Origin of the sequence: Streptomyces sp. NPDC005784 (assembly GCF_042871525.1) — a bacterium.
GTDB lineage: Bacteria > Actinomycetota > Actinomycetes > Streptomycetales > Streptomycetaceae > Streptomyces.
The window spans coordinates 63,544-76,383 of sequence record NZ_JBIAIQ010000040.1 but is presented as its reverse complement, the minus strand read 5'-3'; the positions used below and the strand labels follow the sequence as shown (position 1 = coordinate 76,383).

General features: G+C 68.9%; 10 protein-coding genes, 1 pseudogene and 2 CRISPR repeat arrays. Of the genes and pseudogenes, 6 read left to right on the top strand and 5 right to left on the bottom strand.

Translation table 11 applies throughout. The annotated features are described in order from the left end of the window. Positions 1-151: 151 nt before the first annotated feature. Positions 152-1,644: a CRISPR direct-repeat array (repeat unit 29 nt; unit sequence CTGCTCCCCGCACGCGCGGGGATGGTCCC). Between the two features lie 56 nt (positions 1,645-1,700). Further along, positions 1,701-1,916, bottom strand: coding sequence for a hypothetical protein (locus ACFYR3_RS38050; protein ID WP_389286603.1), 216 nt, complete (start codon positions 1,914-1,916; stop codon positions 1,701-1,703). Between the two features lie 131 nt (positions 1,917-2,047). On the opposite strand from ACFYR3_RS38050, the gene ACFYR3_RS38045 reads away from it, so the two are divergent. From ACFYR3_RS38045 to haaN, 6 genes are all read left to right on the top strand, one after another. Next, the gene (locus tag ACFYR3_RS38045) at positions 2,048-2,539 is read left to right on the top strand and encodes a hypothetical protein (RefSeq protein WP_389286601.1); all 492 of its coding nucleotides are present in this window, start codon (positions 2,048-2,050) and stop codon (positions 2,537-2,539) included. Positions 2,540-2,915: 376 nt separating this feature from the next. Next, on the top strand, positions 2,916-3,188 hold the full coding sequence (locus tag ACFYR3_RS38040; protein WP_389286599.1) for a type I restriction enzyme endonuclease domain-containing protein: 273 nt from the start codon (positions 2,916-2,918) through the stop codon (positions 3,186-3,188). Positions 3,189-3,614: 426 nt separating this feature from the next. After that, the gene (haaT, locus tag ACFYR3_RS38035) at positions 3,615-6,395 is read left to right on the top strand and encodes a cyclophane-containing RiPP biosynthesis TPR protein HaaT (RefSeq protein WP_389286597.1); all 2,781 of its coding nucleotides are present in this window, start codon (positions 3,615-3,617) and stop codon (positions 6,393-6,395) included. Positions 6,396-6,555: 160 nt separating this feature from the next. Beyond that, positions 6,556-6,747 (top strand): HaaA family cyclophane-containing RiPP peptide, encoded by a 192-nt coding sequence (gene haaA / locus ACFYR3_RS38030; protein ID WP_389286595.1) that lies wholly within the window; start codon positions 6,556-6,558, stop codon positions 6,745-6,747. A 13-nt stretch (positions 6,748-6,760) separates the two neighbouring features. After that, entirely contained in the window at positions 6,761-7,969 is a 1,209-nt protein-coding gene (locus ACFYR3_RS38025; RefSeq protein WP_389286593.1) for an FxsB family cyclophane-forming radical SAM/SPASM peptide maturase, read from the top strand. Continuing rightward, on the top strand, positions 7,966-8,445 hold the full coding sequence (gene haaN, locus ACFYR3_RS38020) for a cyclophane-containing RiPP N-acetyltransferase HaaN (protein ID WP_389286591.1): 480 nt from the start codon (positions 7,966-7,968) through the stop codon (positions 8,443-8,445). The genes ACFYR3_RS38025 and haaN overlap by 4 nt, the downstream gene beginning before the upstream one ends. Before the next feature lie 141 nt (positions 8,446-8,586). Continuing rightward, a CRISPR array of direct repeats spans positions 8,587-10,201; the repeat unit is 29 nt; unit sequence CTGCTCCCCGCACGCGCGGGGATGGTCCC. A 49-nt stretch (positions 10,202-10,250) separates the two neighbouring features. On the opposite strand, the gene ACFYR3_RS38015 is transcribed toward haaN, so the two are convergent. The 4 genes and pseudogenes from ACFYR3_RS38015 to ACFYR3_RS38000 all read right to left on the bottom strand — a co-directional run bounded on the left by ACFYR3_RS38015 (position 10,251) and on the right by ACFYR3_RS38000 (position 12,722). Continuing rightward, on the bottom strand, positions 10,251-10,784 hold the full coding sequence (locus tag ACFYR3_RS38015) for a YbhB/YbcL family Raf kinase inhibitor-like protein (RefSeq protein WP_389286589.1): 534 nt from the start codon (positions 10,782-10,784) through the stop codon (positions 10,251-10,253). A gap of 13 nt (positions 10,785-10,797) precedes the next feature. Continuing rightward, positions 10,798-10,908 (bottom strand): ATP-binding protein, encoded by a 111-nt coding sequence (locus tag ACFYR3_RS38010; RefSeq protein ID WP_389286612.1) that lies wholly within the window; start codon positions 10,906-10,908, stop codon positions 10,798-10,800. A 27-nt stretch (positions 10,909-10,935) separates the two neighbouring features. Beyond that, positions 10,936-11,273, bottom strand: a pseudogene (locus tag ACFYR3_RS38005) (IS21 family transposase); the annotation flags it as partial. A 489-nt stretch (positions 11,274-11,762) separates the two neighbouring features. Then, positions 11,763-12,722, bottom strand: a complete 960-nt coding sequence (locus ACFYR3_RS38000; protein WP_389286587.1) for a helix-turn-helix domain-containing protein — start codon at positions 12,720-12,722, stop codon at positions 11,763-11,765. Between the last annotated feature and the right edge of the window lie 118 nt (positions 12,723-12,840).

Sequence of the window (12,840 nt, the reverse complement as noted above, 5' to 3'; positions counted from 1 at the left end):
ACCACTGGTCAGACGGCCATCCACCGGGAATTCCGGTGGCCATCAGCCTGGACTCGACTGGCCACACACCTGGACTTTGCCACGGCCGCCGTCAACAGGGAAAGTCAATGGAAACGCTCTGCCGGGCCGGTAGCGTCGCAGGTCAGACAGCCTGCTCCCCGCACGCGCGGGGATGGTCCCATCTTCGCGCTCACCGGTGGCGCGACTGCGGTCTGCTCCCCGCACGCGCGGGGATGGTCCCGACAGCCCACAGCGTCTGGAACCCGAACAGGGCTGCTCCCCGCACGCGCGGGGATGGTCCCTTCACTGCTGTCACCTCCTCTCTGTGCTGCGGCTGCTCCCCGCACGCGCGGGGATGGTCCCTCCCGCATACCGGCGAGACCAGCGTGAAGGGTCTGCTCCCCGCACGCGCGGGGATGGTCCCGGCGAAGGGCACCGTGGATTCCGGCGGCGCGGCTGCTCCCCGCACGCGCGGGGATGGTCCCTGCACAAGCTCGGCGGTACTCGCCCGCACGGTCTGCTCCCCGCACGCGCGGGGATGGTCCCCAGCCGAGGTCGCTGTCGCTGACGGTGATGGACTGCTCCCCGCACGCGCGGGGATGGTCCCGGGGTCACGAAAGCCCAGACCGCGGGCACTCCCTGCTCCCCGCACGCGCGGGGATGGTCCCCTGCACACGCTGGCCAAGCTGGGCATGTCCTCCTGCTCCCCGCACGCGCGGGGATGGTCCCTTCCCGAACCATCCGATGATCGCCTTGACCAACTGCTCCCCGCACGCGCGGGGATGGTCCCGAGCTCCTGGCCTTCGGTGGTGTGCAGGATGTCTGCTCCCCGCACGCGCGGGGATGGTCCCCGTCACCGACCCACGCGTCTTTCGCGCACTGGCTGCTCCCCGCACGCGCGGGGATGGTCCCTGGCTCTCGGACCCCGGGAACTGGGTGCGCATCTGCTCCCCGCACGCGCGGGGATGGTCCCGGGCAGGCTGCGTGGCATATCAGCCCCGATGACTGCTCCCCGCACGCGCGGGGATGGTCCCGCTTTCTCGTACGCGCGGACGATCGAGTCGACCTGCTCCCCGCACGCGCGGGGATGGTCCCTCCATGCACGCCGACCCGCGGACCGTCCACAACTGCTCCCCGCACGCGCGGGGATGGTCCCTCGGCGAAGCACGCCACGGCTACGACCAAGCCCTGCTCCCCGCACGCGCGGGGATGGTCCCACCGCCACCCCGCCAACTACTGACAGCCCGTCCTGCTCCCCGCACGCGCGGGGATGGTCCCGGTCACCCACGGGTGGCCGTTTCTGCTGTTCACTGCTCCCCGCACGCGCGGGGATGGTCCCTGCGACCGGCGGGAGCGGACGGTGAGCCAGGCCTGCTCCCCGCACGCGCGGGGATGGTCCCGTGTCGCCGGCGTTCGCGATGGTCTTGGACGCCTGCTCCCCGCACGCGCGGGGATGGTCCCGCAGCGTGGATCAGGTCGTACTGCGCGGCCGTCTGCTCCCCGCACGCGCGGGGATGGTCCCCCTCGGAAGGAGCCCACCGTGCACGCGTACCTCTGCTCCCCGCACGCGCGGGGATGGTCCCGTAGCGGTGGCGTTCCGCTCGACCGGGAATGGCTGCTCCCCGCACGCGCGGGGATGGTCCCGTGCAGTTCCGGGGCGTGGACGAGGCCCTGCAGATTGCCCCGTCCGAGCTGACCGGTCAGCCCTTCGCCCCCGTGGCCCCGCACGCGAGCGCGGCCCACGAGGCGATCCCGGCCCTGCGGCTGACGCTGATGGGAATTACTACCACGCGGCCGAATACGGCACCCTCGCCGCAGGTCTGCCCGCGCTGCTGGCCGACCTGCACGCTGCTGCCGAGGCCGCCGACGGTGCCGCCCTGCGCGCGGTGCTGAAGCTGCTGGCGGACGCCTACCACCCGGCGTGCACGCTGCTGCTGAAGCCTCGGCTACACCGACCTGGCGTTCATCGCGGTCACCCGGGCATCCGAGGCGTTTGCGGAACTGGACGACCCGGTCTACTCCGCCCTCTCCGGCTTCTTCCGCGCACGTGCTGATGTCGGCCGGCAGCCCCACCCAGGCCACCGCCGCAGCCAACACCCTGGAAGCACATCTGACCAGCCCGGACGCGCACGCTCCGCTCGGCGAACTCCATCTGATCTCCGCCACCTCGCTCACCCAGAACCGACAGCGTTCCGGGAAGGCCCATACCGCAGAAGTCCGCGGCCACCTCGCCGAGGCCGCGAACCTCGCCGGCCGCACCGGCGAGACACGTGCCTGGCACCTGAACTTCGGCCCCACCAACGTCGGCATCCACCAACTGAGCCTCCACACCGACCTGGGTCTGCACGGCGAGGCCGTCACCGCCGGGGGCGGGGTACATCCCGAGGCCCTGGAACACGCTCCAGGGCGCCAAGCCGCCTTCCACGCCGATCTGGGCCGGTCCTTGTCCCATTTGCGCGGGCGGGAGGCCGAGGCGGTCGCGGCCCTGCTGACCGTCGAGCAGATCGCCCCCAGCGCATCCTCGCCAACGCGCCGGTGAGGAACACCGTCGAGTTCCTCACAGACCGGCAACTGCCCGCCCACACCGCCCGGGACCTGCGGGGCCTGGCCCACCGCATCGGACTGCCACTTTGACCGGCGAGGTCTCTCCGTCCGGCTGGGGACATAAGTCGGTACGCGTTTGAGTGCACAGTCGTACGCGGCTGAGCACGTTCGTGTCAGAGCCACGTTCGCCCGTACACACGGGCTCATCGAGCAGAAGATGCGCGAGGTCACGCGTCACAACATCGTCCGCCGCACGGCCCCTTCTCCGACCGTCTGCAGGACCTGATGATCCGGTACCCGCGGCAGCAGTACATGAGTGCCGAACTCATCGCCAAGCTGGTCGAGATGGCCAAGGAGGTGGTCGAAGACGCTTGGCGCGGGGGAAGTTCGATCCATCGCTGAACTGGCGCGAGCTCGCCTTCTATGACGCCGTGGCCGAGCACGGCACGGCTCAGGAACTCATGGGCGATGAAATGCTGGCGAGCATCGTCCGCGATCTCGTCGCGGAGGTCCAGAAGAAGCTCAAGCCCGGCTGGATCGCCCGTGAACCGGTCCGCGCCGGTCTCCGCAGCGCCATCAAGCGCCTGCTGGCCTGCCACGGCTACCCACGGGACAGGCGTGCGCGGCTGTCGAGCTGGTCCTGAAGTAGATGGAGCACTTCGCCGACGAATGGTCCACAACCGGCGTCCCGGAGAGCTGACGTCAACTCGAAGGCTTCGTGGTCACGCTTCACGGACCTCCGCCGGGGGTGGCTCATACGTTGACGAGGGATACAAGGATTACAACCTCCCAATTCCGGTAAAATGGCGCGTTATTGGACGATGGCAGCCCCTTCGAGCGGTCGAAGGGGCTGCCATTCGTACGAGTAGCGGTCGTCCTCTGACAGACCGGAGCGCCGATGGCGCATAGGTGACCTTGACCAAGCACATTGAGGCTGGTCCGCTTGGTCAGTTGGATTTCTTTCTGGGGGTTGCCCACGTGCTCAAGTCGGCTCTGCCTGCGCTGCCCCGGTCCGATGGCCGGGGAGCGGGGCTTCTTGGGTATGGCGCAGCCGACCTGGTGACGCGCTCGTGAGAGCGCGGCGCGGCGCGGCGATCGCTGTCATCGCCGGTGGAGGCGCGATCACCACCATGCTCGTGGGCTTGGTGACGAATGCCGTTTCCGCACAGTCGCATTGGCCCTCATGGCTGGGCTGGTTACAGGCGCATCCCTGGCTGTCGTTCGTCATCCTTGGGGTGGTCACGGCCGGGCTGACAGCGTTGCTTACGGCGTTGGACGATCACCGGGCGCCGGGGCAAAGTCCCGAGCCGGCAGCGCGCCCGGATGACGGCTCAGGTCCGCCCGGGGCTGCCTTGGTGCTGCGGTCGCTTCCGCGAGACACCACGGCGTTCACCGATCGGTCGGCCGAACTGGAGTCGCTGGTGCGCTCCGTACGTGCTGCGCAGGAGACCGGTGAAGCCCTGCTGGTCCACGTCATCGACGGGATGCCCGGAGTGGGGAAGACGACGTTCGCGGTGCACGCCGGGCATGTGCTCTCCGAGCGGTTCCCCGACGGGCAGCTCTTCGTCAACCTGAACGGATACACGACGGGGCGTAGCCCGGTGCAGGCGACCGAGGCTCTCGCGTCACTTCTGGCGGCCACCGGTGTGCCGGCGCAGCAGATACCTGTTGGCGAGGATGTCGGCGCGATCACGCAGGCGCGGGCCGCCATGTGGCGGAGCAGGCTCGCAGGCAAGAAGGCGCTGCTCATTCTCGACAACGCCGCAAGTTACCGGCAGTTGGAGCCGTTGCTTCCTGGTGGGAGTGACTGTCTCGTGTTGGTGACCAGCCGGAAGCGGCTGGCTGTTCACGAGGAAGTGGTGCTGCCGGTCGAGGCTCTGCCGCCGGATCATGCGTTAGACCTGTTCATACGGCTCAGCGGGCGGGCAGTGGACTCACTCGACCGGGACGTACTTGATGACCTGGTGCGGCTGTGCGGCTATCTCCCGTTAGGGGTGTCACTGCTCGCCGCGCGACTGCGACACCATCCATCCTGGAGCGTCGAGGACCTGCGCGAGCGGTTGGTGGCGGCCCAAGACAGGCTTGGAGAGCTTCGCGCGGGGGAGCGCGCGGTCGCGGCGACGTTCGATCTGTCCTATCGGGACCTTCCACCAGAGGGCCAGCACTTCTTTCAGTGCCTGGGTTTCTACCCGGGTACGGAACTGGATGCCTACGTCGGGGCCGCCCTCGGCTCGGTTTCGGTGGCGGTAGCCCGTCAGCTGCTCGATGGGCTCTACGACGCCCACCTGATCGACGAACACCAGGGGAGCCGTCACCGGCTTCACGATCTCCTACGCGACTATGCGCGCGGTCTCGCTGACGAAGGAGACAGCATGGACCACGTACAGGCTGTTCAGCGTGCGGGCACCTACCACCTGGCAGCTCTGGCCGTCGCGAACGAGCACATCGTTCGCGGCGGCGCCATCGTGCCGCCCCCGCCGGATGGCGCGCAGAACGTTGAGACTCCGGGCATGGAGTCGCGTACGGCTGCCCTGGCCTGGCTGGAAAATGAGCGTCCCAATATCCTGGCCTGCATCCGGCAGGCCAACGAACTCGCCCTGTACGACCTCGTGATCCGTCTGGCCGCGGCGATGGCGCCTTTCCTGCGGCAGGCCGGCCCCTGGGACCAGGCCGTCGGACTCCACCGAACCTCCGCCGAGGCCGCCCGGCACACCGGCGACCAGCAGGCGCTGGCCAGCGCGCTGGCCGAACTCGGCGTCGTACGGCGCTTCATGGCCTCCTACCCCGAAGCGACCGAGACCCTGAACGAGGCGGTGACGCAGTACGACGCCGTCGGGGACCGGCGTGGCAAGGCGGATGCCCTGAACCAGGTGGGCATCGTCTGGTACCTGATCGCGGACAACGAGGCTTCGGCCCGCGCCCAGACTGAAGCCCTCGCCCTCTACCGCGAACTCGGGTACCGGCTCGGTCAGGCGAATGCGCTGGCTGACCTCGGCATGGTGCGGCGCCAGACCAGTAGGTTCGATGAGGCCGTCGAGGCCCAGTCCGAAGCACTGTCGATCTACCGTGAGCTCGGCGACCGGCAGGGGGAGGCCAACTCCCTGCGAGACCTGGGTATCGTCCACTGCCTCATGGGCGAGTACGGCCTGGCCATCCGGCGGCAGCGCGAGGCGTTCGACATCTACAAGGCGCTGGACGACCGAGTCCACCAGGCGTACGCCCTCAACGAGTTGGGTGTGGTGCAGCGGCTCACCGGTGATCTCGAGGGTGCTCGCGATGCCCACACCCAGGCGCTGGAGCACTACACCGAGCTCGGCGACCGCTTCGGCCGGGCGAACAGCATCCGCCACCTCGGGGTGCTGGACCGTATGGCGGGTGACATTCCGACTGCGATCCGTGTGCTCGAGGAGGTTCTGGACACGTATCGCGATCTCGGCGGCCGTGGCGGCGAAGCCTCCTCGCTGAGCGAGCTGGGGGTCGCCCGCGGGATCGCCGGTCAGCAGGCCGGTGCCGTTGAGGCGTTCCGGGAGAGCCTGGAGATCCTGCGCGATCTCGGGGACCGCTGTGGCGAGGCGGAGGTGCTCAACCACTCGGGAGTGCTGCTGCGGACGTCCGGTGACCCGACTGCCGGGCGCAGGCGTTTCGAACAGGCACTGGTTCTGGCTCGGGAGATCCGCTGTCCGCTCGAGGAGGCACGGGCGTTGGAAGGGATCGGCCGCTGCCATTGGACGATCGACGGCCCGGCCCAAGCCGAAGGGACGCTGCGCGAAGCACTCACCGTGTATCGACGGTTGGGCGCGAACGCGTCTGCCGACGACGTCGAGCGACTCCTGGTGTCGCAGACGGGATGAACCGGAGCGAAATACGTGACCAGTTTCCGTATGCCGCGGTGAGCGGCGACGCTGCTACGTTGCGAGGCGATCTATGGCCTCAGCAGCTTCAGCTGCCCGTTGCTTCAACCGCCATCGCAGAGCGCCGGCCTCCCGGCACACCTACCACGAGGAGCGTTGAATGCCCTCCAGCACGAATGTTCCCTCCCCTTCGGCCTCAGGTCCGGACACCTCGGAGTCCGCACCCCGCCCCGAAGTTCTGGACCGTGTTGCCGCCCGCGTGCAGCGCCGCCTGGCGGCCGAGCGGGCCGCATCGAACAGCATCGGGGACGGCGCCCACGCCGCCTCACTGATCTGGCCGTGGCCGCTGTAGTCGCTGCTGCTCGATGACACCGACGCCTCCTCATACGCCGTTCCACACCTTCATTCTCAAGGTCGCAAATCGATGCAACATTGATTGTGACTATTGCTATGTCTTCAACTCCAAAGACCAGGCGTGGCGGAGCCTGCCGGCGCGGATGAGCGTGGAGGTGGCTCGGGCGGCGGTTCGGAGGATCACCGAGCATGTGACGACGTACGGGCTGCGGACCGTCCACGTCGTGCTGCATGGAGGCGAGCCGCTGCTCGCCGGGCCCCGGCACCTGGGGGAGCTTCTCGACGTGCTCAAGGACGGCGTCCCGTCCGACGTCGAGGTCCGCTTGGAGTTACAGACCAACGGGACGCTCGTATCGGAGGCGTGGCTCGACCTCTTCGAGCAGCACGCGGTGAAGGTGGGCGTCAGCCTCGACGGACCGCCCGCCGCCAACGACCGGCACCGCCTCACGCACGCCTCCCGATCGAGCGCGGCCTCGGCGGTACGGGGCATCGAGCTGCTGAGGTCCCGCCCTGGGCTGTTCTCCGGGCTGCTCGCTGTTGTGGACCTGGCGAACGATCCCGTGGAGGTGCACGACTACCTCGCGTCGTTCGAGCCTCCGGTGATCGATTTCGGGCTGCCGCACGCCACCCACGATGCGCCGCCGGATCGGAATGATCTCGCTGTCCCGGAGTACGGGGTGTGGATGAGCCGCGTCTACGATGCCTGGCTTGCCCGGCCCGAGTACCAGCACAGCGTGCGCATGCTGGAGGACATCGTGGCGCTCAGCTCCGGCGCGCGCGGTGCGGTGGAGACCCTCGGGCTTGCGCCGCCGGCCAGCGTCGTGATCGAGTCCGACGGTTCCGTCGAGGGCGTGGACACCCTGCGCTCGGTGGAGGAGGGCGAGTCCTGGCTCGGGCTCGACGTCTTCAGTGACTCCTTCGATGCGGCCGTCCACCACCCCAAGCTGCTGCACCGGCAGGAGAGCGGGACGGCCGCCCTCTCCGAGGAGTGCCAACGCTGTCCGCTGGTGGCCGTATGCGGCGGTGGCTACCTGCCGCACCGCTTCAGCGCGGCACGTGGATACAGGAACCCGTCCGTCTACTGCGCGGACCTGGCGTATCTCATACGGCATGTCCAGGGTTCTCTACAACGGCACGGCTGGGCGCTCGGGGCTTCTGCCGCCGGGTCCGCGCAGCCACCATGCACGACAGCGCAAACGACAGGAGTTGCACGCCGATGACCGTGACGATCCGGCCCGCCGAGAAGAGCGACATCCGAGGACTGGCCGAACTGATCGAAGAGATCGAGCGGTTCTACGGAACGCCAGATGCCGGTATCCAGCCGTTCGAAGAGCGTCAGGACCAGGTGGAGGAAGCCCTGTTCGGCTCACCGCCTCTTGCTTCCGCACTGTTGGTCGAGGACGAGGCCGGGGATCTTGTCGGACTCGCCGCCTATTCGTTTCTGTGGCCGTCGGCGGGGTCGACCCACTCCCTCTTCCTCAAGGAGCTCTACGTCCGTGATGCGCTCCGTCGGCAGGGAGTCGGCGAACGTCTCATGAACGAGCTGCGTGCCATCGCCGCGGTGCGCCACGGGTGCAGCCGGGTCGAGTGGATGACGGATCGCGTCAACCCGGGGGCACGCGCCTTCTACAAGTCGCTCGGGTTCGCGGAATTCGACGGGAAGATCGTCTACAGGGCGGAAGCCGGCGAGGCATGACAAGGCAGGGGAACGAGCGAGGCTGTGAAGGAAGAACGCTGCGAAAGGGACAGCGTACGGAGCGTTGTGTCCGATTCGCCGGAATCAGCGAAAGTCAATGGAAACGCTCCTCCGAGCCGGTAGCGTCGCAGGTCAGACAGCCTGCTCCCCGCACGCGCGGGGATGGTCCCTCGGCATCGAACACGTCACCGGCCGCATCGGTCTGCTCCCCGCACGCGCGGGGATGGTCCCCTGTCGCTCCGGCGCCCGGGTCAGTCCGAAGACTGCTCCCCGCACGCGCGGGGATGGTCCCCCGGCCGGGTTCGCTCTGTGTCTCGGTGATGTCTGCTCCCCGCACGCGCGGGGATGGTCCCTGCACGGAAAAGGATGCGTTCCTGGCGGAAGTCTGCTCCCCGCACGCGCGGGGATGGTCCCGATCCGGGGATCGGCTGAAGGAACTTGGCCATCTGCTCCCCGCACGCGCGGGGATGGTCCCCCGCTCATCTCACGCCTCCATTGATCCGTTCGCTGCTCCCCGCACGCGCGGGGATGGTCCCGAGGTCAGCGGCTGGATGTAGCAGGCCGGGTCCTGCTCCCCGCACGCGCGGGGATGGTCCCGGGCAATGCGCGATGGTCACGCCATCGCCAGACTGCTCCCCGCACGCGCGGGGATGGTCCCATCTCGAACGTGCGGCCCCCGGAGGCGCTCCACTGCTCCCCGCACGCGCGGGGATGGTCCCAGCTACGTGAAGATCAAGACTCAGGATGAGCTCTGCTCCCCGCACGCGCGGGGATGGTCCCCCCCGGATCCGGCTCTTGCTGCACCGCCTTTTCTGCTCCCCGCACGCGCGGGGATGGTCCCGGCGGATCCCGCCTTCTTCGAGATGGTGGACACTGCTCCCCGCACGCGCGGGGATGGTCCCTGGCTACCGCTCAGGCGGACGTGGACCACCTGCTGCTCCCCGCACGCGCGGGGATGGTCCCCCCGCGAGCGTCCTGTGGGCATTGGAGTACGGCTGCTCCCCGCACGCGCGGGGATGGTCCCGAGCCGCCCCACCCGTTCAACAGCCGCCTCAACTGCTCCCCGCACGCGCGGGGATGGTCCCATGGCAGCGCCGTACCGGCCCAAGACCAACTACTGCTCCCCGCACGCGCGGGGATGGTCCCACTCCCGTGTCCAGACCGCCGGCCGCGTCCTGCTGCTCCCCGCACGCGCGGGGATGGTCCCTCCGATGCGGTCCGCAAGGGCTTCCCGGAGCACTGCTCCCCGCACGCGCGGGGATGGTCCCCTGCATCCCGAATTTCCAGAAGAAGAATAAGACTGCTCCCCGCACGCGCGGGGATGGTCCCGCGGCGGCGGCGATCCATGCGGCGATCGCGTCCTGCTCCCCGCACGCGCGGGGATGGTCCCCGCGCCCATAAATTCCCCCTCCGCATGACCGCCTGCTCCCCGCACGCGCGGGGATGGTCCCTCGAAGCAGGCGCCGACCCTCGAGCCCTCGACCTGCTCCCCGCACGCGCGGGGATGGTCCTTGGAGTGGCGCGTCCACACCGCCATCGCCGTCCTGCTCCCCGCACGCGCGGGGATGGTCCCGAAAACGGCCCCGGGAGCGCACACCCCCGGAGCTGCTCCCCGCACGCGCGGGGATGGTCCCACATGGGAATCGTCGTCGCGGACGGAACCTATCTGCTCCCCGCACGCGCGGGGATGGTCCCGTCGTCGTCCCCGGCATCGCCGCCTGGCTCGGCTGCTCCCCGCACGCGCGGGGATGGTCCCCACGTTCAATCGGGGGCCACTGTGTGGTCTCGGTGCTTCGTGTCGAGGCCTACCGCTCGTACCAACCTGTGAGGAAGGCGCGTCCAAGGGTGCAGCTCAGCCCGAACAGGTTGAACATCAGCAAGGCGGGCGTCGCTTCCCTGTCGATCTCGATGCTCTGGGTGTCGAGGGCGAGGGCGGCGAAGATGTAGCGATGCCTCCCATGGCCCTTTGGTGGCCCGGCGCCGACATAGCGCTTCGTCCTGGCGTCGTTCGGGAGCTGAAAGGCGCCTGGCGGAAGTCCCGTGCCGGACTCGTCGCCGGCGTCGGCGGGCAGCTGGGTGACGTTGCCGGGAATGTTCACCACGGCCCAGTGCCAGAAGCCGCTGACCGTGGGCGCTTCGGGGTCGCACATGGTGACCACGAAGCTCTGCGTCCCCGATGGGAAGCCGCTCCAGGAGAGCTGCGGGGAAACGTCCTGGCCGCCGGCGCCGAAGATGCCGCTGACCTGGGGCATCGCCAGCTTCTCGCCTTCGCGCAGGTCACTGCTGGTCAGTGAGAAGGAGGCCGCTGGGGGAAGAAGTTCGTAGGGGTTCCAGCTCATGTGGACTTCCTGTTCAGCCGTTGTCGGTGGCGGTGGGGACACGGCCGAGTTCGCGGCCGCGCATGCGGTAGGACTCGCCTTTGAGGGAGTGGACCTCGGCGTGGTGCACGAGTCGGTCGATCATGGCGGCGACGGTCTCGTCGCCGAAGACCTCGCCATAGCCGAGCGGGATGTCCATGGCGGGAACCATAAATTGCACTGCGCGAGCTCGCCGGGCTGATAGGCCGTTCGCGAGACCGGATCGACGGGCAGATAGGAAGGCCGCAGCTCGCGCACCCGCTCGCGCAGGATCGTCAGCCCGCGCTCCCAGCCGATCCGCTCGGCGATCACGGTGACCGGCACCGTCGGCGTTGCCTTGAGCAACTCCCGGATCTCGGGTTCGACCGCGTCCACCGCCGAACCTTTTGGCGCCCGCTGGTACTGCTGCGGCCGGTCCGAGGCCAGCGCCCGCAGCACAGTGCCCCTGGAGATACCCAGATGTCGGGCCACAGCCCGGGCGGATAGCCCTTCAGTGCCTGTTTTCGATCCTCAGCCGTGCGTTTGCCCAGCTCAGGATTCGAACGGGGCGGGCGTCCGTTGTTGTTCCGGCAACACGTCAACACCCTGCTGATCCAGCAGGTCCTGGCCGACCCCGAGGTGGGCAGACAAGCTCACCGACTCTGACCGCCGGGGTCTGTCGCCGCTGTTCTGGACCCATGTGAACCCCTACGGCCGGTTCGAGCTGGACATGAACAGCCGCCTCGATCTGGACCTGTCCATCCGGACAATCGTGCCCGGCCCGCACATCCCACAGGGAGAGACAGCCGCAGCCCCGACATGACACCTCGGGCATTGGGCCTGGCCGGATCCCGAGAGGCCTCGGCCGCGTCCATGTGAACCGATCGCCACCATCGCCCACCCCGATGCGTTTCGGGTCGTGCCGTCCGAGTGTTCAGTCGTGGTGGTCGGGCGGGCATGTCGCCTCGCGTGGCTCGTCGGTCAGTCGGGTGTCTCACCCGAGTCGGCGGGCTGGGAGTCGTTGGCCGGCGCGGACCGCTCGATGTCGTCGTTGGTCGCGGCCCAGCTGGCCAGCAGGTTCAGGGCGTCCTGCGAGGGTGAGTGGGGCTCGGCGGTGTAAGTGAGGAGGAACTGGCTGGGGCCGTCGGGGAGCGGGAAGGTTTCGAAGGGCAGGTCGAGGTCGCCGACGACCGGGTGATGGAGGAGCTTCACGCCGGTGGTGTGCATGCGGACGTTGTGGGCCGCCCAACGGTGACGGAATTCCGCGCTGCGGGTGGACAGCTCCCCGATCAGGTCCGTCAGGCGCCGGTCGTAGAGGTCGCGGCCTGCTTCGGCGCGCAGCATAGCGACCGTGTCGCCTGCGACTTCGTCCCAGTGGCGGAAGAACTCGGTCGCGAGCGGGCTGAGGAAGACGAACCGGGCGTTATTCGGCGGCTGTGCCGGGTCGGCGTAGACGGGGGAGAACAGGGCGCGCCCGAGGTGGTTGGCGGCCAGGATGTCCCCGCGTCCGCTGAGGATGAACGCGGGTGTGCCGGCCATGGAGTCGAGGACGCGCTGGACCGCGGGCCGTACCCGGTGCTGGGCCGGGCGGCGGCGTGGCGGGCGGGTCGTGCCGGCGCCGCGCAGGAGGTCGAGCAGGTGGATGCGTTCGGCCTCGTCGAGCTGCAGTGCTTGCGCGATGCCTTCGATGACGCTTTCGGAGACGCCGGTGGCGTTGCCGCGCTCCAGCCGGGTGTAGTACTCGCTGGAGATGCCCGCGAGGAGGGCGACCTCCTCGCGGCGCAGCCCGGTGACCCGTCGGCGCTCTCCGCCGTACAGAGGCAGTCCGGCCTGCTCGGGGGTGACCTTGGCCCGTCGCGTGCCGAGGAATTCCCGGATCTCCGCACGGAAATCATGCCGGATGTCATGTTCTGCGCCGTTGGGGTCGTTTCTGCCTGCCATGCTCTTCACTCTACGAGCGCTTCCGCCGGGGTGGGGGTCCCTGTCAGTGACCCCCTCATCAGGGACTCCCGCCCCCGCGTGACAGCCGGTTTTGTTGGTGGTGCACCGCCCACGGCGG